The 22,657-nt window shown below is 41.2% G+C and carries 20 protein-coding genes and 1 tRNA gene; 15 read left to right on the top strand and 6 right to left on the bottom strand.

All coding sequences use genetic code 11. The features are described 5' to 3' along the window. Positions 1 to 134 precede the first annotated feature (134 nt). The 4 genes from IGI76_RS12820 to IGI76_RS12805 are packed head-to-tail and all read left to right on the top strand — an operon-like array spanning position 135 to position 3,291. On the top strand, positions 135 to 461 hold the full coding sequence (locus IGI76_RS12820) for a PadR family transcriptional regulator (protein WP_010749815.1): 327 nt from the start codon (positions 135 to 137) through the stop codon (positions 459 to 461). Next, positions 448 to 1,128: a DUF2812 domain-containing protein gene (locus IGI76_RS12815; protein WP_231434767.1), complete on the top strand. Its 681-nt coding sequence runs from the start codon at positions 448 to 450 to the stop codon at positions 1,126 to 1,128. The genes IGI76_RS12820 and IGI76_RS12815 overlap by 14 nt, the downstream gene beginning before the upstream one ends. 17 nt (positions 1,129 to 1,145) lie before the next feature. After that, positions 1,146 to 2,045 (top strand): ABC transporter ATP-binding protein, encoded by a 900-nt coding sequence (locus tag IGI76_RS12810; protein ID WP_005228654.1) that lies wholly within the window; start codon positions 1,146 to 1,148, stop codon positions 2,043 to 2,045. After that, entirely contained in the window at positions 2,038 to 3,291 is a 1,254-nt protein-coding gene (locus tag IGI76_RS12805; protein WP_005228656.1) for an ABC transporter permease, read from the top strand. The genes IGI76_RS12810 and IGI76_RS12805 overlap by 8 nt, the downstream gene beginning before the upstream one ends. Before the next feature lie 72 nt (positions 3,292 to 3,363). Here IGI76_RS12805 and IGI76_RS12800 read toward each other — a convergent pair whose 3' ends face one another. Then, positions 3,364 to 4,077, bottom strand: a complete 714-nt coding sequence (locus IGI76_RS12800; RefSeq protein WP_015510190.1) for a gamma-glutamyl-gamma-aminobutyrate hydrolase family protein — start codon at positions 4,075 to 4,077, stop codon at positions 3,364 to 3,366. Between the two features lie 87 nt (positions 4,078 to 4,164). Further along, complete coding sequence (gene gloA / locus IGI76_RS12795; protein ID WP_201688537.1) at positions 4,165 to 4,539, bottom strand: lactoylglutathione lyase; 375 nt, start codon at positions 4,537 to 4,539, stop codon at positions 4,165 to 4,167. 147 nt (positions 4,540 to 4,686) lie between these two features. Here gloA and IGI76_RS12790 point away from each other — a divergent pair, with 147 nt between their 5' ends. After that, positions 4,687 to 5,130: an NUDIX hydrolase gene (locus IGI76_RS12790; protein ID WP_005228661.1), complete on the top strand. Its 444-nt coding sequence runs from the start codon at positions 4,687 to 4,689 to the stop codon at positions 5,128 to 5,130. Positions 5,131 to 5,174: 44 nt separating this feature from the next. Here the strand turns inward: IGI76_RS12790 and yidA are convergent, their stop codons facing one another. Genes yidA through IGI76_RS12775 form a run of 3 tightly spaced genes read right to left on the bottom strand, consistent with a single transcriptional unit; the run spans position 5,175 to position 8,178 of the window. After that, positions 5,175 to 5,993 (bottom strand): sugar-phosphatase, encoded by an 819-nt coding sequence (yidA, locus tag IGI76_RS12785; RefSeq protein WP_005228663.1) that lies wholly within the window; start codon positions 5,991 to 5,993, stop codon positions 5,175 to 5,177. Positions 5,994 to 6,002: 9 nt separating this feature from the next. Continuing rightward, positions 6,003 to 7,373 carry an HD domain-containing protein gene (locus IGI76_RS12780; protein ID WP_010749809.1) on the bottom strand — a complete coding sequence of 457 codons (1,371 nt, stop codon included), beginning with the start codon at positions 7,371 to 7,373 and terminating at the stop codon, positions 6,003 to 6,005. Then, entirely contained in the window at positions 7,357 to 8,178 is an 822-nt protein-coding gene (locus tag IGI76_RS12775; RefSeq protein ID WP_074535534.1) for a lipoate--protein ligase family protein, read from the bottom strand. The genes IGI76_RS12780 and IGI76_RS12775 overlap by 17 nt, the downstream gene beginning before the upstream one ends. A gap of 223 nt (positions 8,179 to 8,401) precedes the next feature. Between IGI76_RS12775 and IGI76_RS12770 the strand changes: the two genes are divergently transcribed. Continuing rightward, positions 8,402 to 8,839, top strand: a complete 438-nt coding sequence (locus tag IGI76_RS12770) for a DUF1934 domain-containing protein (protein WP_005228669.1) — start codon at positions 8,402 to 8,404, stop codon at positions 8,837 to 8,839. Positions 8,840 to 8,923: 84 nt separating this feature from the next. After that, the gene (gene rpoE / locus IGI76_RS12765) at positions 8,924 to 9,532 is read left to right on the top strand and encodes a DNA-directed RNA polymerase subunit delta (protein WP_005234347.1); all 609 of its coding nucleotides are present in this window, start codon (positions 8,924 to 8,926) and stop codon (positions 9,530 to 9,532) included. 165 nt (positions 9,533 to 9,697) lie between these two features. On the opposite strand, the gene IGI76_RS12760 is transcribed toward rpoE, so the two are convergent. Beyond that, positions 9,698 to 9,769 (bottom strand) — tRNA-Arg (locus IGI76_RS12760). A 51-nt stretch (positions 9,770 to 9,820) separates the two neighbouring features. Here IGI76_RS12760 and rpoN point away from each other — a divergent pair. From rpoN to IGI76_RS12720, 8 genes are all read left to right on the top strand, one after another. Next, positions 9,821 to 11,140 (top strand): RNA polymerase factor sigma-54, encoded by a 1,320-nt coding sequence (rpoN, locus tag IGI76_RS12755; protein WP_201688539.1) that lies wholly within the window; start codon positions 9,821 to 9,823, stop codon positions 11,138 to 11,140. 242 nt (positions 11,141 to 11,382) lie between these two features. Then, positions 11,383 to 12,420 carry a sugar-binding transcriptional regulator gene (locus tag IGI76_RS12750; protein ID WP_005228675.1) on the top strand — a complete coding sequence of 346 codons (1,038 nt, stop codon included), beginning with the start codon at positions 11,383 to 11,385 and terminating at the stop codon, positions 12,418 to 12,420. A 40-nt stretch (positions 12,421 to 12,460) separates the two neighbouring features. After that, complete coding sequence (gap, locus tag IGI76_RS12745) at positions 12,461 to 13,462, top strand: type I glyceraldehyde-3-phosphate dehydrogenase (protein ID WP_008380858.1); 1,002 nt, start codon at positions 12,461 to 12,463, stop codon at positions 13,460 to 13,462. 99 nt (positions 13,463 to 13,561) lie between these two features. Continuing rightward, positions 13,562 to 14,752: a phosphoglycerate kinase gene (locus IGI76_RS12740; protein WP_005234355.1), complete on the top strand. Its 1,191-nt coding sequence runs from the start codon at positions 13,562 to 13,564 to the stop codon at positions 14,750 to 14,752. A 63-nt stretch (positions 14,753 to 14,815) separates the two neighbouring features. Next, entirely contained in the window at positions 14,816 to 15,571 is a 756-nt protein-coding gene (tpiA, locus tag IGI76_RS12735) for a triose-phosphate isomerase (protein ID WP_010749804.1), read from the top strand. 112 nt (positions 15,572 to 15,683) lie between these two features. Beyond that, positions 15,684 to 16,985, top strand: coding sequence for a surface-displayed alpha-enolase (gene eno / locus IGI76_RS12730; RefSeq protein WP_005228686.1), 1,302 nt, complete (start codon positions 15,684 to 15,686; stop codon positions 16,983 to 16,985). Positions 16,986 to 17,142: 157 nt separating this feature from the next. Continuing rightward, positions 17,143 to 18,198, top strand: coding sequence for a hypothetical protein (locus tag IGI76_RS12725; RefSeq protein ID WP_231434765.1), 1,056 nt, complete (start codon positions 17,143 to 17,145; stop codon positions 18,196 to 18,198). A 525-nt stretch (positions 18,199 to 18,723) separates the two neighbouring features. Next, positions 18,724 to 22,575, top strand: a complete 3,852-nt coding sequence (locus tag IGI76_RS12720; protein WP_333718667.1) for a Cna B-type domain-containing protein — start codon at positions 18,724 to 18,726, stop codon at positions 22,573 to 22,575. Positions 22,576 to 22,657 lie beyond the last annotated feature (82 nt).

Here is a 22,657-nt window from a genome sequence, read left to right as displayed (position 1 = left end):
GAAAAGTGAGAATGAACATTAAGAAAGCAGTCATTCTCCAGCAATGTTAGCAGATCAGAAAAAAAGATTGACGCTGGTTATATCATTCGATAATATATCATTAAGTGATATAGCTAGTGGGACGGAGGAATCAAATGGATGAGGCATTGACAGATTCAACCTATTTGATTTTATTAGCGCTTTTAAAGCCGAAACATGGGTATCTCATCATGAAACAGATCCATGAGCTAAGCCAAGGGACGTTTGAGATTGGTCCCGCAACGATGTATACGATTTTAAAGAAGCTGACGAAAAAGGGGTGGATCGATTTAGAGGAGAGCGTTGACCGAAAAAAAATCTATCAGATTACACCAGAAGGAAGACAAGTTCTGGAGAGAGATATTCAACGGCGCAAATTATTTTATCAAATCGGAGAACAGGTTTTCGAAGCGTTAGGGGGAGAGCAAGATGGGCATCAATAAGAAATACCTTCTTTCACTTGGTGTAGCCTATTACCCAGAAAAGGAAATGGTTCGTCTGCAAAAACAAGCGTCGTTAGGGTGGCACTTTGTGAAGATGAATCGGTTAGGGTTTTTGAAGTTTATCAAAGGAGACCCAGAAACGACCAAATATGCAGTAGACTTTTTCGAAGGAGAGCCCTCTGAGATCGTTGATTACTTAGCGATGTATCAAGCAGGAGGCTGGACTTATATCAGCAATTATAAAGATCGCTATTTTTATTTTAAAGCGTCTCCTGACACACCAGCGATTTTCAGTGACCAAGAAAGCTATCAAGAACGGATCGATAATGAAACACGGTATTTAATGAAAAAATCGATTCTACTTTCGGTGATCAGTTTAGTGATATTAGCAGCAATTTATTTTCTGATCCGTTATTTCAATATTCGCACAAATCCATTTTGGTCCTTTGGACTAGGATTGATTACGGGGCTGGTGTTTATCCCGATTGGGGTAGGATTGACCACGATCCTGATGAAATTCTTATATAAAAATCGAGCAAGTTATTACAATGAACCAGAGAAACTGGCGAAGCGTCAACGAGTGATCCGCGATACCGTCATCTTGATGTTTGTCGGAGCGCTCATTGGCGCCGTTATCGGCTTTTTCTTTAGTGATATATTTTATTAGATAGGGAAGGTGAGCATGTGTTAGAAGCAAAACAATTAGTAAAAACATTTGGCGATTATACAGCAGTCGATCAATTGTCCTTTACCATCAATGATGGACAGATCATGGGCTTGATTGGTCAAAATGGTGCTGGTAAAACGACGACATTCCGATTGATCTTGGATTTCTTGAAAGCCGATCAAGGGGAAGTATTGTGGGATGGCCATAAAATTAGTGAAAAAGAATACAATATTATCGGCTATCTGCCAGAAGAACGCGGCTTGTTTCCAAAAGTAACGATTGAAGATCAATTGATCTATTTCGCGCGGTTACGAGGCAAGAAGAAAGAAGACATCGTACCAAAAATCGACTATTGGATGGACAAATTTAAAGTCAAGGGCAAGAAAACCGATAAAGTCAAATCGCTATCAAAAGGAAATCAGCAAAAAGTTCAGCTGATCTCAACGTTGATCCATGAACCAAAATTGGTGATTTTAGATGAACCATTTAGTGGGTTAGACCCCGTCAATGCAGAACTGTTGAAAAATGGGATCATTGAACTGAAAAAAAATGGCTCATGTGTCATTTTCTCCAGTCATAATATGGATAATGTGGAAAAAATCTGCGATCACTTGATTATGCTGCGGGATGGTCAAACTGTCTTAAACGGAAAAGTTCATGAAATTCGTGAATCCTTTGGGCGGACGAAAGTCTATTTAGAATCCAACTTGACGAAAGAACAGCTCTTGGCAGTGGCAGGTGTCGAGGAAGTTCTTGCCAGAGAAGATGGCAGCTATGATATTACGATCGCTGATCCTGCAGTAGGAAAAACCTTATTTGATTTAGCAACGGCGGATGGTTATATCCCTATGTTCAATCAACAACCGCCAACGTTAGAAGAAATCTTTAAGCGGAAGGCGGGAAAAATAAATGAGTAAGTTTTGGGTAATCGCATTAGATGTTTATAAAAAAAATATCAAATCAATTTCGTTTTTGATTATGATTCTCGTGCCATTTATTGCAACGGGGGCATTTTATCTCATTGGTTATTTTGCTGATGGTATGAACAGTGTCGACAAAATTGCCGTTTATGCGAATGAACCAGCCATTGCGCAGACCTTTGTGGACCAAAGCGGCGATGATTTTGAATTTGAAATTGTTGACAGCGAAGAACAAGGGCAGCAACAGATGGCAGACAAAGATGCTGATGCTTTGTTACTTATTACTGCTTCTGGGGATACGCTGCAAGGGGAATTATTAAGCGAGTCCTCGATGGGGCAAGCTTTAGAGCTGACGATCCAACAGTTATTGACGGGTTTGCAGTCTTCCTATAGAGCTAGTGAGCTTGGCTTGACTGCTGAGCAAGTGGCAGTCCTTAGTGAAGTCGCACCGCTTGATCGTCAAAAAGTTTCCTTCGGTGAAGATGGCGAAATGACTTATGGGGAAGACAATACCGCGATGCAATCACTAGTAAGTATGATCGCAACAATCATCCTCTTTTTCTTTATCATTACTTACGCACAGATCATTGCACAAGAGATCGCTTCTGAAAAAGGAACACGCATCATGGAAGTCATTTTGTCTAGTACACGGGCGCAAATCCATTACTATGCCAAATTGACTGGTGTAATCATGGTTGCAGCGACCCAGCTAGTTGCTTATGTTGCGATTTTTGGCGGGAGCTATTTCTGGATCAAGGATAACCCAATGGTAAAAGACTTGTTGGCAAACTTTTCGACAGATGGCATTTTTGGTCCCTTCCTGGTGTTTGCGATCGTTTTCGTCTTCTTAGGAATTTTGATCTACTCGGTCTTGTCAGCCCTTTGCGGGTCGTTAGTGAACAAAGCAGAAGATACGGCGAAAGCCATCATTCCAGTAACGTATCTTTCATTAGGCGGGTATATGCTTGGAATCGTGCTAGGCGGTATGGATCCTCATAACGTGGTCTTGCGAGTAACTTCCTATGTACCATTTTTATCTTCCTTCATTATGCCAGTACGGCTTGCTAATGATACAGTGGGTATCGGCGGTGCATTGATTTCAGTAGGGATTCTTGCTGTTACCACAATTGTCCTGATGCTGGTTTCTGCAAAAATGTACAAATCAAATGTCTTGATCTATAACGACAATGGCATTTTAGCAACGTTGAAACAATCACTAGTGTTAATGAAAAACGAGAAATAAGCAAAACGCCCGATCCTTTTCGTGATCGGGCGTTTTTTATTCGCTAAAATCTAGAAAACAAGGGGCAAGACTTTAGAATTCCTGCACAAAAAAGTTGAAGATCGATTGCTCAGAAGGCAGCTTGTGAGCGGCTAGCTCAGGATGCCACTGAATGCCTAAGATCGGTGCGCCATAGGCAGTGGATTCAATGGCTTCAACGACACCATCAGGAGCGGTGGCAATCACGTTGAAATCATCCGCAACTGTTTTGACCGCTTGGTGATGAAAAGAATTGACGTGATAGGTTGTGCCTAAAAGAGCAGCCAAACGACTGTCTGCCTTGATTTTTACCCGATGTGTAGGGAATTGAAAGAACGTCGGCAATTGCACGTGTTTGATCGTTGGGTGATCGATCAAAGAGAGATCTTGGTACAAACTCCCACCAAATGCGACATTGAGTAACTGCATGCCGCGGCAGATTCCAAAGATCGGTTTGTTTTGAGCCACTGCTTCTTTGATCAATGCCAATTCAAAGACATCACGATCAGGATGAATGCCTTGAATCAAGGGATGAGGATCTTCGCCATAGTGAACAGGGGAGACATCGTGACCACCGGCTAATAATAGTTTATCGATTTTGCTGATGTAAGTTGCAGCATCTTCCACGACACCCATTGGTAATAATAGGGGAATGCCTTGGGCTTGTTGGATATGGGTCACAAAATTTTTGGGTGTATATGACAACCAATGTTCTGCTTCTTCAATCATTGGTCGTTCATTAGCAGCGATGCCGATAATGGGTTTCATTTGATCAAACCTTTCTACTAGTAAATGAATCGAAATGAATCGAAAAAGAAAAAAGGACACGGGGTCCTTTTTTCGATCACCTTCGCTTTATTTTTCGCGAATAACTTCGATTTTGTAGCCATCAGGATCTTTCACAAAATAGTAAGAAGGAGAAGTTCCTGGGAGTCCTTTCAGGTCAGTGACATCAAATCCAGCCGCTTGGTGCTTCTCATGAAGCGCTTCTAGATCATCGGTACTGATGGCGATATGGCCATAGCCGTCGCCTAACTCATAGCCAGGATGGTCATAGTTATACGTCAACTCTAGCTCGTAATCATCACCAGGCAAAGTTAAGTAAACCAAAGTAAATTTATGTTCAGGAAAATCACGACGGCGAGATTCTTCAAAACCAAAGGCAGTTTGATAAAAATATAGAGAAGCCGTTAAGTCTTTGACGCGGACACATGTGTGAGCCATTTTCATGGGTAAATCATCCTTTCGATCTTGATAGTTGTATGATAACATATTTTCTCTTTTTGTAACGAATAAAAGACAACCGAGCGTTATTTCCAGCTTGTCCAGACTATTGGCATAGGGTAAAATGGAAAGAAAGTGTTGGTGGAGGGAATCATGCCAGAAAAGGAAATTGTGTTCGGGGAAAAAGAAGCGGGGAAACCATACAAATCAAGATATGGGGCGTATGTCGTTCTTCCAAACGAAAAAAATGAAGTGATCTTGGTGCAAGCACCCAACGGCGCATACTTTTTGCCCGGTGGTGAAATTGAGCCAAATGAGAGCAAAGAAGAAGCGATCCAACGAGAATTGATTGAAGAACTTGGATTTGAAGGGGAGATTGCTGAGTATCTAGGGGAGGCAGTTGAATACTTCTATTCGCGCCATCGCGATACATTTTACCATCACCCGGGCTATTTCTATTTAATGACACAGTGGAAAAAAGTTTGCGAACCGACAGAAGAAACCAATCAATTGTCTTGGCACACGCCAGAAGAAGCGATCCAACGATTGAAACGCGGCAGCCATAAATGGGCAGTTGAACAGTGGTTGGCAAAATAAAAAAGTCAGGTTTCCGATAAAAAGGAAACCTGACTTTTTTGCACTTAGTTATTTGTTAAAACATACTTGTTGATTACTTCTGCTACACCGTCTTCTTCATTTGAAGCGGTTAGGACATCTGCGGCATTTTTCACGTTTTCAGTAGCATTGGCCATCGCCACACCGATACCAGCATATTCCACCATGGTTAAATCATTTTCATTATCGCCGATCGCCATGACTTCTTCTTGTTTGATGCCTAAGTGCTCCGCCAATTTTTTGACAGCAGCTCCTTTATGGGCTTGTTTATTTAGGACTTCCAAGAAGTATGGAGCACTTTTAACCACATTGTAGTTGTCGGTCAAACTGCTCGGCAATTGTGGGATGATCTGATCCAGTATTGCGGGATCATCGATCATCATCATTTTGATGATATTCAAGTCAGCAGTCATTTCTTCTGGTGTCCGATATTTCAATGGCATGTTGACTAAGAAGGCTTCATAAATCGTGTAAGGACTGATATCGCGGTTAGCGGTATACATGGTATCCTCAGTTTCTACATGAAGGTGAACCCCTAATTTTCTCGCAGTCATCTCAACAAAGAGATAGTCATCTTGGGACAAGCCGAATTCAGAGATGATCTCTTGATTTTTGGTTTTTTGAACCAAAGAGCCATTGTAGGTAATCACGAAATCATTGTCCGTAAATAAGTCTAGTTCCTTCAATAAATCTTGGACACCAGTTAAGGGGCGTCCCGTACACAAAACGATGCGCACGCCTTGTGCTTCTGCGTCTTTTAATGCTTTGTAAACTGCTGGAGTGATCTTGCGGTCGTTGTTCAGCAGGGTACCATCGATATCGATGGCGATCAGTTTGATACTCATAAGTTCCTCCTAGTGGCTTGGTTTGATCAAAGCACCATTGCGAATGTGCTTGGCAAACTCTTGATACGTCTCTCCAAATAAATCATAGTGATTTTGGATGTTGGGGTCAATCATTTCTTTTGGAAAATAAAAGCGTTGGTCACCTTGGGTTTGTCCCGCTAAGGCTGCAACAAGTTGACTGGCTTGGGATAATTCTACAAGGGAACCATCTTTTTCCTGTAATTCGATCTGTGTCCGATGCTTACCAGAAGTTGGTCGATAAAAATCATAAGGCAGATCGAAGCTTGAATTGATGGCAGTATAGTAGCGGGGATTGAAGCCGACTTTTTCCACCAGTCCCTGCATTTCTTCAATCATCGGCAACTGTGTCTCATCGTCAAAGCGAGCGGATTTTAGCGGTTTACGATTTAAGAACCGCTTGGCTAAATCGCTGAGGATCGGATCATTCTCTTCCGTCCATTGGGTAAAGTAGGTATTCAACACGCCATCGTCGAGTTTCAAGTATTCATCTAAAGTGAATTCTTGTTTTAAAAATGGGAGAAGCAGTTGCGAATGGCTTTGAAACATTTCCTGATCCACTTGATAAAGTTCTGCAGCACGATCCAGCAAGTGGGCTAAGATCACTTCCATCCCTCGAGAACTCGCATGGAAATAAACTTGCACATACATTTGGTAACGACTGACGATGTAGTCCTCCACAGCGTGCATGCCATTCATAGAAAAAGCAATACCGCCTTCGTACGGACGAATCACTCGTAAAATTCTGGTCAGATCAAACGTGCCGTATTCAGTGCCGGTAAAATAAGCATCGCGCAGCAAGTAGTCCATCCGATCAGCATCGATTTGACTGGAAATCATTTGAACGACTTGGGGATTTGGATAGGTTTTAGTGATGACACTTGCCACTTTCTCAGGAAATCCAGCCTCCACTCGGTTCAATATCTGATGAACTTCCGTTTCAGGAGAAGTGATGATCGCCACTGTGATGGCTTCATGGTCTGTATGGAAAATATGCTCAAAGGTGTGGGAGTATGGACCATGGCCCACATCATGAAGCAATGCTGCACACAAGGTCACTAAACGCTCCTTATCATCCCAGCCGTTCGGTCCAACTTTTTCAATCGAATAATTGCGTTGGAAAATATCGCAAATGCGGCGGCTGATTTCATAAACCCCCAAGGAGTGAGAAAAGCGGCTGTGTTCTGCTCCGTGAAAGGTGAAAGAAGCAGTCCCTAGTTGTTTGATTCGTCGCAAACGCTGCACTTCTTTGGAATTGATCAAGTCTAAAATCACTTGGTGCTGCACATGGACATAGTTATGAACAGGGTCACGAAACACTTTTTCTATCGCTAAGGTTTGATATTTATATGGTAGGCTCATCGCTAAACTCCTTTATTGGGTGATTTCGCTTTTCCATGCCAGCTAAGCGTTGCTGCATTTGTTCGCTAAGGTCATTTTCTGAAAGCCATTGATCCAGTGACTCAAGCGGATATAGGGATTGGTCTGTGATCAAGAAAAGCAGGGCTTTTTGCAAGCGGTCAATCACCTCTTGTGTGGTAAACTTACGGCCGAGAGCCGCTTCTAAAGTGGTCATGCTCGCAGGATTGACGGCTGGATAGCCATCCGTACCAAAGCGCTCTTTTAAACCTGCTTGGTAAAAACGACGAACGAGAGAGCCGCGGGCTGGTTGGTCGCCATTGATACTCAGATACATCATGACAGCCACGCCGTCTTTGATCCGTCGTTGTGCTGTACCAGCAATTTTTTTCCCATCAATACTCAGGTCATAGGTGCCTGGGCAATACGAGTCAGCAATTTCATAAGCCAAAATTGTCCGCTCAGGAAAGGCTGTTTGCAACAATGTCGCCATCATTTCATAGGCTGCATCCGTAGTGGCAGCCAAATGTTTAGGGAAAATGAGGGAGACATTCAAAATACCGGCATCATTGATGACCCCAAGCCCGCCTGAGTTGCGGATGATCGAGGCATAGCCAGCTTCTTTCAAAACCTGCAGACCAGCTGTCAAAAAAGGCAACCTGGTATCTTTCATTCCTAAAATCATCGTATCGGACAACTGCCAAAAATGACAATAAACTTGTTCCTGTTTGCCAGCAGCTTCGGTGGCAACATCGGTGAAGGCAAATGGCTCATAAGGATTGTGGATACGTGGTAAGGTTTGATCCATTATATAGATAGTCAAATCGGTTAAACTCCTTTAAAAGTAACTGTTATCCTTATTATATACGATTCTTGGAAAATTACTTGGAGAAAAGAATGAAAACTTGCTTTTGTTTTCGCTTTTTTATTTTCAATGAAGAAATAGACCAAGGAGAATCAACTGAAATGATTGACAAACGAATGAAAAAAAGCAAGAATGAAACTGAAATCTTCAAAGGAGGCACACGTACATGCAAGAATTATCAAAAGGAATCCCAATCTCGATTCATTTAACAACCAATGTACGACAAGCAGGGGAAACAGAGAACTTTCTGTTTGATCTGCAAGGACAAGCAGTCAAGATCGGTGATACCTTATATATCCGTTACAAAGAGATCCAGCCAGACGGTACCGACGTTCCCGTCACGATGAAAATCATGCCAGACGGATTGATTCAATTGATTCGCTCAGGGGAAATGCGCATGCGCTTGAAATTTTCTTATAAGGAACGTTTAGAGACGAGCTACCAAACCCCGTATGGCTTGATGATGTTCCACACCTTCACCAATCATTTGCACGTTAGCTTGAAAGACCGTCCATATTCGGGAAAGATCGATATCGATTATGACTTGTTCATGGCTGCTGACAAAGTCGGCGAATACAAACTATCTTTAGAATTTACCGCTTGATCAAAGGGAAATTGAAAGAAAAAATTGCAATTTGAGACGTAATTTTGTATGATTAGGAGTAGACTGTGAAAGGACGTGTCCCGTTTGGAAATTAATGTATTTGAAGGTGTAAATAAAAACGAATTGTCGATGATTGAAGTTGCCCATGCGATTTTAGAGCAGCGCGGTGACGTGATGGATTTTTCTGATTTGGTCAACCAAATTCAAAACTATCTTGAAACTTCAGACAGCGAGATTCGTGATTCATTGGCGCAGTTTTATACAGACTTGAATATCGACGGTAGTTTTATTTCTTTAGGCGACAATCGTTGGGGCTTACGTTCATGGTACGCCATTGATTCGATCGATGAAGAAGTCAACCATGGCATCGAAGACGAGGATGAAGATACACCACGTCGTCGCAAACGTAAAAAAGTCAATGCCTTTATCAACGATGATGAAGACGCAATCGATTATAACGATGATGATCCTGAGGATACTGATTTGTCAGATGACGAAGAAGATGATCTCTTTGATGATGATGATGACGAGGATGAAGAAATCTCGGCATACAATTCAGACTTGCAAGAAATCGGCGCCGACAATAGCACCGATGATGAAGAAGAATTACCTGACAGCATTGAGGAAGATCTAACCATTATCGATGACGATGATGAAGATGATTTTGCGGATGAAGAGGAAGAAGAGGAGTAATCCTCTTCTTTTTTTCGCCTTTGGGCTGCAAGCAGCTTTTAATCGCTGAAGGACGATTTCGTCTTCTTACATAGATACAAATAAAAAAAGGAACCGCATCAGCGGTCCCTAAGTGCTTTTGAATTATTGATTTGAATCGAGTATACTTGTAACGAAAAGAAAAAACGCGCCTTGAGGGAATCGAACCCCCGTCTCAAGAACCGGAATCTTACGTGATATCCACTACACTAAAGGCGCGAAGCACAAATATTAGTTTAACCAATTTCAGTGAAAAAAACAAGAGGTAGAATGATGAAATTTCAACAGCAATTTTCACAACAACAAAAACAGACGCAAAAGCTTGCTATGACGCAGAAATTACAGCAATCAATCCAAGTGCTGCAATTTTCTGCAGACGAATTATTGTCCTTCATAGATAACCAAGCATTAGAAAATCCATTGATTGATCTGGGGGAATATGATTCGCCCATCACACCAAGCAAAAGCAATGGCTCATCAGAACAATTGATGGATTATTTAAGCCAGATCCCTGACCAGCATACGTCTTTATTCGAATACCTCATCGATCAAGTGCATTTAAACTACCGAGATACCTTCTTGCGGACGATCGTTTTATTTTTAGTCGAGTACATTGATTTAAACGGCTTTTTGACGATTGATCTGGAAGAAGCTGGAAAACTTGTTGGTGGGACCCCAATCCAAATGCTTGATGCCTTGACCTTGATCCAGCAGCTAGATCCAGCAGGCGTCGGTGCTCGTGATCTAAGAGAGTGTTTGATGCTACAAACGGAAAGAGATGATTATGCGCCGCCAATGGCCTATCTCATTTTAGAAGAATTCTTCACGGAAATGGCAGAGCGCAAGTGGGATAAAATCAGCAAAGCACTGCAGATTCCCTTAACTGAGATCCAAAAGGTCTTTGATTATGTTCAAACATTGACTCCCACACCAGGGGCGGCGTTCGGTTCAACGGATGGGCTTTACATCGTCCCTGACCTGCGAGTGACGGTTGAAAAAGGACAACCAATCGTGAAATCAAACAAGCGCGCCTTACCAGAAGTTCGCTTTCAGCAGCAGTACTTTGACCAATTGAAGCAAAGCGGTGATCCAGAGGTTTTAAGTTATTTAGACAATAAAGCCCAAGAGTTCGAGTGGCTAAAGAAGACCTTGCAACAACGAGGAGATACCATCTATCGTGTCGGCGTGCAGATCGTTGCGCGGCAAAAGGAGTTTTTCACTCAACCAGATCGCCCATTAAAGCCATTGGTTTTAAGAGAAGTTGCCGAAGAGTTAGGCATTCATGAATCAACGGTCAGCCGGGCAGTCAATGGGAAATACTTGGAAACCTCCTTTGGGGTGTTTGAATTAAAACTATTTTTTGGACAGAAAGTTTCGACACAAGAAAGCGGTGATGACCTGACGACGGCATCGATCAAACAGCTGCTAAAAGCACTGATCGATGAAGAAAACAAAAACAAACCATTGTCAGACCAAAAGTTGACAGATGCTCTCAAAGCCCAGGGTATCGATATTTCCAGACGAACGGTGGCAAAGTATCGTGAAGCCATGAATATCCCTGGTTCTTCCAAGCGGAAACGATTCGAGTAAAGCAAAACGTACTATTAACGAGTAGGAAAGGCAGCAAAGCCTTTCCTTTTTTATCGATCCTTTCCTCTTTTTCAAATTATGACGATTTTATGAAAAGCAAGATTTTGTGACTGAAATAGTTGCGTATCAAGGCGATAAGTGCTACTATTATTGGTGTAGGAAACAGATTTAAATTTTTTTTGCAATCGATGGGTCATTTTAAGTCATTGTAGGACGAAAATTGTCCAACGGGAGGATATAAAATGCTCGATGAATTAAAATTGATTGAGGCAATCACCCCGGATATTCTCGCTGTACTCCAGGAACGTTACCGTATCTTAAGAAATATTTATTGGATGCAGCCCGTTGGCCGCCGGACACTTTCGGAAAGTTTATCAATGACGGAACGCGTGTTGAGGACGGAAACAGATATCCTTAAAAAGCTAAAACTGATCGACTCTTCAAAAAGCGGCATGCAATTGACCGCCTATGGAGAAGAAGTGTACACGAAGATCGGTGCACTGATGGATCAGCTGTTCGGAATGCACCAAATCGAAAAACGATTATCAGAGACCTTTGGCATCGAACGTTGTTTGATTGCGAGCGGCGATGGTGATCGACAACCGAAAGTGATTGCTGAATTTGGCCAGTTGCTGAATGAATCGTTGGATCTCTTATTGCCAGAAGGCAAAAACACCATCGCAGTGATGGGAGGGACGACAATGGCGAAAGTTGCCGAGGAATTGGGCAATTTGGAAACCGCCAAACGTCATAACTTGTTTGTTCCAGCCCGTGGCGGTATCGGAGAATCAGTCAACGTGCAAGCAAACTCAGTCAGCTCAGTAATGGCGATGCAGACAAACGGCGATTATCGCTCCTTGTTTGTACCAGAACAATTAAGCATGAACACCTACGAGTTTCTCTTGAAAGAACCCGCCATCGTTGATGTCTTAAACTTGATAAGTCAAGCGAATTGTGTTATTCATAGTATTGGACGGGCGTTGCATATGGCGGCTCGACGAAAAATGTCAGAACAAGAAATTCTGATGTTAAAACAAAAAAATGCAGTTGCAGAATCCTTTGGGTATTTCTTTAACGAAGCTGGCGAGGTCGTCTACAAAGTTCCTCGCATCGGACTTCAATTAAAAGATTTGCAAAAAGTCCCAATCATTTTTGCGGTCGCTGGCGGACAATCAAAAGCCAAAGCGGTCAATGCATACATGAAAAATGCACCAAAACAAACCTGGCTCATCACCGATGAAGCTTGCGCAAATGAGATTTTAAAAGGGGCAACCCTTTAAAATAAATATTTTTATGATTTTCATAAGGAGGAAATCTTAAATGACAGTTAAAGTAGGTATTAATGGATTTGGACGTATCGGACGCTTAGCATTTCGTCGTATCCAAGAAGTAGAAGGAATCGAAGTTGTGGCTATCAATGACTTAACAGATGCTAAAATGTTAGCTCACTTGTTAAAATATGATACAACACAAGGACGTTTCAACGGTACAGTTGAAGTTCACGAAGGTTCATTCAATGTGAACGGAAACGAAATCAAAGTTTTAGCTAACCGCAACCCTGAAGAATTGCCTTGGGGCGAACTAGGTGTTGAAATCGTGTTAGAATGTACTGGATTCTTCACTTCTAAAGCAGCTGCTGAAAAACATTTAACAGCTGGTGCAAAACGTGTAGTTATCTCAGCTCCTGGTGGAAACGATGTTCCAACAATCGTTTACAACACAAACCATGAAACTTTAACAGGTGAAGAAACAGTTATCTCTGGTGCTTCATGTACAACAAACTGTTTAGCTCCTATGGCGAAAACATTGAACGACAAATTTGGTGTGATTGAAGGATTAATGACTACAATCCACGCTTACACAGGTGACCAAATGACTCTAGACGGACCACACCCTAAAGGTGACTTCCGCCGTGCCCGTGCTGCTGCTGCAAACATCGTGCCTAACTCAACTGGTGCTGCTAAAGCGATCGGCTTAGTAATCCCAGAATTGAACGGCAAATTAGATGGTGCTGCTCAACGTGTTCCTGTTGCAACTGGTTCATTAACTGAATTAGTTACTGTTCTTGACAAAGAAGTAACTGTTGATGAAATCAATGCAGCAATGAAAGAAGCTTCAAACGAATCTTACGGTTACAACACAGACGAAATCGTTTCTTCTGATATCGTTGGTATGACTTACGGTTCATTATTTGATGCAACTCAAACAAAAGTTATGACTGTTGGCGACAAACAATTAGTTAAAACTGTTGCTTGGTACGACAATGAAATGTCATACACTGCACAATTAGTACGTACTTTAGAATACTTCGCTAACCTATAAGAGTTGCGAACGACTTTAATTTAAACCATCGCAAGAGAAAGCGGGGAAGCATCGCGCTTCTCCGCTTTTTTTAACAATTATGCTAGGAGGAATCTGTTCATGGCGAAAATGACAGTTCAAGATATCGATTTAAAAGATAAAAAAGTTCTTGTACGTGTGGACTTCAACGTTCCATTGAAAGATGGAGTGATCGGAGATGATACACGGATCAAAGCAGCATTACCAACAATCAATTACGTGATCGAAAACGGCGGAAAAGCAATTCTTTTCTCACACTTAGGTCGTGTGAAAGAAGAAGCAGATAAAGCTGGAAAATCTTTAGCGCCAGTTGCGAAACGTCTAGGCGAATTGTTAGGCAAAGAAGTAACTTTCGTGGATGAAACCCGTGGCGAAAAATTAGAAGCAGCGATCAACAACATGCAAGATGGCGATGTCGTTGTTTTTGAAAACACTCGTTTCGAAGACATCGATGGCAAAAAAGAAAGCAAAAACGATCCTGAACTAGGTAAATACTGGGCTTCTTTAGGCGATGTTTTTGTAAATGATGCCTTTGGTACCGCACACCGCGCACACGCTTCAAACGTAGGGATCGCTTCAACAGGTATCCCAACAGTTGCTGGTTTCTTAATGGAAAAAGAAATCAAATTCATCGGTGAAGCAGTCGAAGAACCAAAACGTCCAATGATCGCGATTCTTGGTGGAGCAAAAGTATCTGACAAAATCGGCGTAATCGAAAACTTGATTCCTAAAGCAGACAAAATCTTGATCGGCGGCGGAATGACGTATACGTTCTACAAAGCAAAAGGTATGGAAATCGGTAATTCTCTTGTGGAAGCAGACAAAGTAGAATTAGCAAAAGAATTGATCGAAAAAGCTGGCGATAAATTAGTATTACCAGTTGATTCAATCACTGCTGCTGAATTTTCAAATGATGTTCCAACAGAAGAACATACTGGTGATGTTCCTGAAGGACAAATGGGCTTAGATATTGGACCTGAAACCATCGCTTTGTTTGCTGAAACATTAAAAGGCGCAAAAACAGTCGTTTGGAACGGACCTATGGGTGTGTTTGAAATGTCTAACTTCGCAAACGGTACGATCGGTGTTTGTGAAGCAATTGCCAACCTTGAAGATGCAACAACGATCATCGGTGGCGGTGACTCTGCAGCTGCAGCAGAACAATTAGGTTTTGCTGACAAATTTACCCACATCTCAACGGGTGGCGGTGCCAGCCTTGAATTGCTAGAAGGAAAAACACTTCCTGGCCTAGCTGCGATCAACGATAAATAATCAATGACAAGCCGTGCAAAGGATCTCCTTTGCACGCTTGATAACGAAAAGGAGTGCCAGAACATGCGCAAACCAATTATTGCCGGAAACTGGAAAATGAACAAAACTGCGAAAGAAGCAAAAGAATTTGCTGAAGCAGTCAAAACAAAAATTCCTAGCAACGATACAGTTGACTCTGTGATCGGTTCGCCAGCTCTATTCTTAGAAACATTAGTGAATGCTGCTGAAGGAACAGAATTAAAAATTGCTGCTCAAAACAGCTACTGGGAAAATGAAGGTGCCTTTACTGGTGAAACTTCACCAGCAGCTTTAGCAGATCTAGGTGTTGACTATGTCATCATTGGTCATTCAGAACGTCGTGAATACTTCCATGAGACAGATGAAGACATCAACAAAAAAGCCAAAGCAATCTTTTCAAACGGCATGATTCCAATCCTATGCTGTGGTGAATCTTTAGAAACCTATGAAGCTGGCAAAACAGCGGAGTGGATCGAAGGACAAATTACTGCTGGCTTAGACGGTTTAACAGACGGTCAAGTAAGTAATCTTGTGATTGCGTACGAACCAATCTGGGCGATCGGTACTGGTAAATCAGCGGATGCAAACATCGCAGACGAAATTTGTGGCGTTGTCCGCAAAACCGTTGAAAAATTATACGGCAAAGAAGTTTCAGATAGCGTGCGTATCCAATACGGCGGTTCTGTAAAACCTGAAAACATTGCTGAATACATGGCAAAAGAAAATGTTGACGGAGCATTAGTTGGCGGCGCAAGCTTGCAAGCTGATTCATTCCTAGCATTATTAGATGCTGTAAAATAATTTCATTTTCATGAAAATAACATTTGCAGAATCGTGATTTTTTCACTACAATTAAGTTGTTCGCAAGGGGCTTTCCCCTTAAGATAAAACAAACTCAAAGGAGAGACAAAACATGTCAATTATTACTGATGTTTACGCACGCGAAGTCTTAGACTCACGTGGTAACCCAACTATCGAAGTAGAAGTCTACACAGAATCAGGTGCTTTCGGCCGCGGAATGGTTCCTTCAGGAGCTTCAACAGGTGAACACGAAGCAGTTGAATTACGTGATGGCGACAAAGCTCGTTATGGCGGTAAAGGTGTAACGAAAGCAGTTGACAATGTAAATAACATCATTGCAGAAGCTATCATCGGCTACGATGTACGTGACCAAATGGCTATCGATAAAGCAATGATCGCTTTAGACGGAACTCCTAACAAAGGCAAATTAGGCGCAAACGCGATTCTTGGTGTTTCTATCGCTGTTGCTCGTGCAGCTGCTGATTACCTAGAAGTACCTTTATACCACTACTTAGGCGGATTCAATACAAAAGTATTGCCAACTCCTATGATGAACATCGTCAACGGTGGTTCTCACTCTGACGCACCAATCGCTTTCCAAGAATTCATGATCTTGCCTGTAGGCGCACCTACATTCAAAGAAGGCTTACGTTGGGGTACTGAAGTATTCCACGCTTTGAAATCAATCTTGTCTAAACGTGGTTTAGAAACTTCAGTAGGTGACGAAGGTGGTTTCGCTCCTCGTTTTGAAGGAACTGAAGACGGTGTTGAAACAATCTTAGAAGCAATCAAAGCTGCTGGTTTAGAACCAGGTAAAGATGTATACCTAGGATTTGACTGTGCATCATCAGAATTCTACGAAAACGGTGTTTACGACTACTCTAAATTTGAAGGCGAAAACGGCGTAAAACGTACTGCTGCTGAACAAGTTGACTACTTAGAAGAATTAGTTAACAAATACCCAATCATCACTATCGAAGACGGTATGGATGAAAACGACTGGGATGGTTGGAAACTATTAACTGAACGCTTAGGCGACAAAGTTCAATTAGTAGGGGATGACTTGTTCGTTACAAATACTGAAATCCTTGAAAAAGGAATCAAAAACGGTATCGGTAACTCAATCCTGATCAAAGTTAACCAAATCGGTACATTGACGGAAACATTCAATGCTATCGAAATGGCGAAAGAAGCTGGTTACACTGCAGTCGTTTCTCACCGTTCAGGTGAAACAGAAGATTCAACAATCTCTGATATCGCAGTTGCAACAAACGCTGGCCAAATCAAAACTGGTTCTCTTTCACGTACTGACCGTATTGCAAAATACAACCAATTACTACGTATCGAAGACCAACTTGGTGAAGTTGCTGAATACAAAGGCTTGCAAGCTTTCTACAACTTAAAAAATAAATAATTTTAGTTTGATCAAACATTTTCGTTTGACTGTACTGAAATTATGGTAGAGTCCCCCCATGTGTAATTGACATGGGGGGACTTTTTTACGAGTTTTATCGGTATGCTAATTGTATGATAGACTATAGGAAAACTTAGTATTTTAGGAGAGAACGCTGATGAAAAAATTGTACATAAATAATGTAGTATCAAAGGAAGTAGAACATATTGTTTCGGCTGCAGGAATTATTGACCTATTTCCAAAAGAAGTGATCCTCCAGTATAATTGGCTGATTACCGATTATTCAGGTGACATAAGTATTTTGCATTCGATTGAAAAGAAGAAAAATGGAAAGTCGCTTATTTGGCTGAGCGGCCATAATTTATTGGATGCAATCAAAGATACTTATCTTTATGAAGGGGTGCTAACTGGTTTTTTACCCAGCATTTCTTTGGATGATCTTTTGATCTTTGATTCTTATCCTGAGTGGGAAGGCTGGAATCGTGATGTAGATCTTCCGTACATTCAGCATACATTAGGCAGCTTAGAATTAATCATTGATGATGGTAGCTCATATTCTGTCGTTACAGACGATACAGATCTATTGGTATATATAGAAAAGCATTGTAAGGATATAGCTGTGTCTGATTCATGTGATGAAAGACCAGACAGATCGTTTGGCGATCTTTATAGTCAACAGTTGCTACCCACAACTGTTGGCAACTGGTGGTTAACCTTTAACGGGGAGCCGATTTCTTTTAAAGTAATCGATGGTCATAGCAATTTTTCGAGTGACTACGGTGAAAGTCATCCAGATTGGGTCAACGAAATAATCGGTCGCTTTATCTTATTGCCTAATTTAAAAATGATCAAAAGGAAGGGAAAACTTGAGATAAAAACGAATCTTCCTCGACACTCTTTCCGTGATTTTGAAATCGTTAGTGGGCAAAGATACTATGGCGCGCAATATTTGTTAAAAAAATCTGCCAATAACCTTAATTTTGCTGTAACTCAATATTATGACGATGAGTGTTTCCTGAAAAAATCCGGGGGTGTATATCAACTTGACAGATCTGACTCGGGATTCCCAGCTTATTATATTGAGGGGAATCAAAGTCCAGCTGATTTAAGATTTTGTTTGTCATGGGGTGCATTGGCTACTGCAGATTCTTTGTCCTTGGATGTGGCTTGTGACTTTGATCAAGAGGAGATTGTTCAAACTTTTAGTAATTAAAAGTGAATGAAAGCTATATAGAAAAAATCTGTTTCTAGTAGATGAACAAGGAACAGTTTTTTTCTATAGAATGTAAGTTGAAAAGTTAAGAGAACTTATTAATAGAGGGGAAATAACAATAAGATTTTAAAGAATCTGCTAAAATTTTTGTAACCAAAAATGAAAATAATATGATTATTTATGAAAATTTTCATTTTCAGTTTACAATTATTTTTTTTTGACAAGTGAAATTTTAGCGAGTAGCCAATCACTCTTGGTGTTTAAGAGTTTTCAATGAAAGAACTTTTATCACAAACAAAAGATTCTTTCTGGATTTTGAGTATTTATCATGAAAAAAATATTCTATTGTTTTTCAAACAAAAGAAATCCTATTTCATTTTCACAAATTTCCTTGAGAGCAGGACCCATTTTTCGGTTTTTGCTCTCATTTTTCTCACAGAATCAAAATTTGGGTCATTTTGCATTTTCTCTTTTTTCCGATTAGGATAATCACCTGAGTAAAATTTGTTGTTTGGAGGAAGAGAAATGTGTACTTATGTGAAAAAAATAGCTTACCCAATGTTCATGCTGTCCTTACTTATGTTATCCTATTTGGCGCCTTTATTATCAGTCATCACAGCCAATGCAGACACCGAGGAGAATCCTAAAACAATCCTATTTCAAAATGAAAAAGGAACAGCGCAAGTGACCTCATCACCAAATCCTACGACAGGAGAAATCACTTGGACGATCGAGGTAGAAAAGAATCAGCAATCTGCTGCTAATCAACTGGCATTCAGCTTGAGTGAAGGAGAACGAACGGTTCTGCCAGAATCAATCCAAAGCAACGGCACGCCATTTACATATGATCCGCAAAGACAGCAGCTGATGGAAGAAAGTACTAGCAGCTCCTTTAGCCAAATGACGCTAACGTTTCAAACAAAAGCTCTTGAAACATTGACAATCAAATCCGCATTTCTTCAAGCAGAGGAAGAAAATGGACAAGTGAAAGAAGACATTATCAACACAACAGATGTAGCAGTTGTTCTACCTGACAATCAATCCACAGAAGCAACGAGTGCCGAAGCAGTGCTTGCTGACAGTCAGGAACAAACAGAAGCTTCCGAAAAACAGCCTGCAACAAAAAGCAGCGAACCACAACCACAAGCAGAGTCAACTACCGCATCAACAGCAATAGAATCAACGACTGATACACAAGTAAGTGCGCCATCAGCTGTACAACTATCAAGTGGCGGCAGCTTTAAAAATGATGTGCCAGAAGTTGATGACGCACTTCTAGGAGAAGCCCAATATTTTCATATTTTTGCTAACCATGCGACGCTAAATACCCACACGAACGGAAACTTAGCAGTGGGAGAACTAAATGGAAATGTCAATTTTGGAACCAGTATTCAGGATGGTTCGTTGGCAACAGAAATCAATTATATTCAAAAGGTCAATACGATCGCAAATTCTTCTTTTGTGTCAGGAACTGATAGCAGAAAAAACAAAGTTGTCTTTGGCCCATCAGTCACAGTAGATTTAGCAGATCAAAATCAACAACCTGCCGTTTTTGTAAATGGACAGAGAATGGATCACTTGAAAACTTCCGAAGTTTTCCAAGATCAATCTGCAAGTGAACCGTATATAGATTTTAAAAAGGTATTTTCAACGTTACAGGCGACGTCAGAAAGGCTAGGAGCCTATCCGCAAACACCCGGTGTAACCAAAGATTTTACTGATAATAATCAGCGGGTCATTAATACCGCCCGTGCTGAAAATGATACGCAAGAGGTGGTGTTGACCTTAACGGATGAACAAGGAAACCCGCTTGATGACGGTGTCTACGAACTTCAAAATAAAAAGACACATAAAGAGGTTGATGAAGAGGTCACAAATGATGATGGACAAGTAATCGAAACGGATCTTCCAGAAGGGGACTATTCCTTTGTTGAAACAGAAGCGCCAGACGGTTATCTAATCGACAAGAAACCAATTTCCTTTTCGGCAGACACTATTGATGAGGAAGATCAAAAGGTAGTCGTTACTCTTTCAAAAACAGAGTTAGAAAAAGATACACCCATTACCATCAAAGGGCTAACAAAAGGCACGTCTCCTGTACTCATCAATGTGGATACTGAAGGAGCAAGTACCGTTAATATCAAGTCGCAAATCAAACTAGAATATACAGATGGTACGACGCGCAATAGTCATGAAACAGAAGATTTTGATGATGCCGTTATACTATGGAATTTTATTAATCAGCCAGAAAATCAAATGCTTTCGATTAATAGTCCCTTCCAAGGAACGATTTTGGCTGTTGGTGATACAGTTGATGTCCATCAAAATGTTGACGGTAGTATCATTGCTGATACGGTATTGGTCAATGCGGAAACCCACCGCTGGGATCTTCAAGCCAATGAAACGGTTGTACCGATAATCAAACTAGCTGCAATGAATCACCTGCTGTCTCTTGATACAACGACAATCAGCGGAACCAAAACGTGGGACGATTATGACAACAAATTTAATACCCGTCCGACAAGCATTACGGTTCAATTACTGCAAAACGGTGAAGTGTTCCAAACAAAAACGGTTACCCCAAATAAAGAGGGGGAATGGCATTATGAATTTACCGATCTACCAACAACCGACGAATCTGGTCAGACCTATGACTACGCAATTCAAGAAACACCCGTTGAAGGATACACCACCAAAGTAAATGGCTATGACCTAATCAACACCTACCGTAATACCGAAACGACAGAAGTATCAGGAACAAAGACATGGAATGACTACGACAACAAGTACAATACCCGTCCTGAAAGCATCACTGTCAAACTGATTCAAAATGATAAGGAAATCGACAAGCAAGTCGTAAAAGCAGATAAAGATGGGAACTGGACCTATCGCTTTGACAATCTGCCTAAATACGATGCCGTAGGAGAAGCCTACACTTACACGATCCAAGAAGAAAATGTTCCAGAATACACCACCAAAGTAAATGGCTATGACCTAGTCAACACCTACCGCAATACTGAAACGACAGAAGTATCGGGAAAAAAGACATGGAATGACTATGACAATAAGTTCAATACCCGTCCTGAAAGCATCACTGTCAAACTGATTCAAAATGATAAGGAAATCGACAAGCAAGTCGTAAAATCAGATAACCACGGCAACTGGACCTATCGCTTTGACAATCTGCCTAAGTATGATGCCGAAGGAAAAGCCTACACTTACAAGATCCAAGAAGAAAATGTTCTAGGATACACCACCAAAGTAAACGGCTATGACCTAGTCAACACCTACCGCAATACTGAAACGACAGAAGTATCAGGAACAAAGACATGGAATGACTACGACAACAAGTACAATACCCGTCCTGAAAGCATCACTGTCAAACTGATACAAAATGATAAGGAAATCGACAAGCAAGTCGTAAAAGCAGATAAAGATGGGAACTGGACCTATCGCTTTGACAATCTGCCTAAATACGATGCCGTAGGAGAAGCCTACACTTACACGATCCAAGAAGAAAATGTTCCAGAATACACCACCAAAGTAAATGGCTATGACCTAGTCAACACCTACCGTAACACCGAAACGACAGAAATATCAGGAACAAAGACATGGAATGACTATGAAAATAAGTTCAATACCCGTCCTGAAAGCATCACTGTCAAACTGATACAAAATGATAAGGAAATCGACAAGCAAGTCGTAAAATCAGATAACCACGGCAACTGGACTTATCGCTTTGATAAGCTGCCAAAATACGACGCCGAAGGAAAAGCATATACTTACAAGATCCAAGAAGAAAATGTTCCAGGATACACCAGTGAAATCAACGGTTATGATCTAGTCAATACGTACCGCAATACGGAAACAACAACAGTTTCAGGTACGAAAACATGGAATGATAACAACAATCAGCTCAATATCCGACCAGAAAGTATTACTGTCGAATTAATGCAAAACGGTAAAGAGATCGACAATCAAATCGTAAAAGCAGATAAAGAAGGCAACTGGACCTATCGCTTTGATAAGCTGCCAAAATACGATGCCGAAGGAAAAGCCTATACCTACACGATCCAAGAAGTAAAAGTTCCAGATTACACCACCAAAATAAATGGCTATAACTTAGTCAACACTTATACAGGGCCAGAGACACCGAAAACCCCGAGTGATCCTAAAAAGCCGCAGGTCCCGTTATCACCTAAAAAGCCAGATACATCTAAACAACCGGAAGATGACAACAAGAATGACGCAAACCATGCGACTACTGAAAAACGATTGCCTAAGACAAACGAGCGCTCTTCTTATGTGTGGAGTATCCTTGGAAGTATTTTACTCGTTACAAGCGTTGGGATACTTTATCGACGAAAACATAGTTAACCAATCAAAACTTTGTCCTGCTTCTCTGCTAGAAGTCAGGGCAAAGTTTTTTTAAAAGTATAGGACTTAATTAAGACATGCG

Origin of the sequence: Enterococcus sp. DIV2449a, from assembly GCF_051711225.1 — a bacterium.
Lineage (GTDB): Bacteria > Bacillota > Bacilli > Lactobacillales > Enterococcaceae > Enterococcus_D > Enterococcus_D casseliflavus.
The sequence above is the reverse complement of the archived record's forward strand: the minus strand, read 5'-3'. Positions and strand labels throughout refer to the sequence as shown.